1 protein-coding gene is annotated in these 688 nt (G+C 59.3%); it reads left to right on the forward strand.

What is annotated here, in order from left to right; translation table 11 throughout:
- Window positions 1-688, forward strand: a 688-nt coding sequence (locus tag A3730_RS06265) for an efflux RND transporter permease subunit (protein ID WP_197477331.1), incomplete at both ends; no start/stop codon positions are given.

Raw genomic sequence — 688 nt, forward strand, 5'->3', positions numbered from 1 at the left:
GGAAATTTCCCGTACCCGGCTGGCATCGCTGGGCATCAGCCCGGACCGGATCTTTGGCCTGCTGCAGACCCAGAATACGGTGAATCCGGCGGGCAAGGTACGGGTGGGTGATGAATACATCCGTATTTATCCCACGGGTGAATTTCCTTCTGTGCAGAGCATGGGGGATTTGCTGATTTCTGAGCCCGGTGCCAGCGAGCTGGTCTACCTGCGCGACGTGGCCACCATCGAACGTGGCTATGCGGAAGTGCCCAACCATCTGTACCGCTTTAATGCCGGTCCGGCGCTGACCATGGGCATTTCTTTTGCCTCCGGCGTGAACGTGGTGGACGTGGGGGGCCGGGTGGATCAGCGCCTGGCGGAGCTGGAATACCAGCGCCCGGTCGGCATGCAGCTGGCGACGGTCTACAACCAGCCCAAAGAAGTGGATAACTCGGTGAGCGCCTTCATGCTCAACCTGGGTGAAGCGGTGGCCATTGTGATTGCGGTGCTGCTGGTGTTCATGGGGGTGCGTTCCGGCATCCTGATGGGCGGGGTGTTGCTGCTTACCATTCTGGGCACTTTCATCGTCATGAAAATGATGGCCATTGATTTGCAGCGGATTTCCCTGGGGGCGTTGATCATTGCCCTGGGCATGCTGGTAGACAATGCCATCGTGGTGACCGAGGGCATCCTGGTGGGCATGAAG

This window comes from Alcanivorax sp. HI0044 (assembly GCF_001634945.1).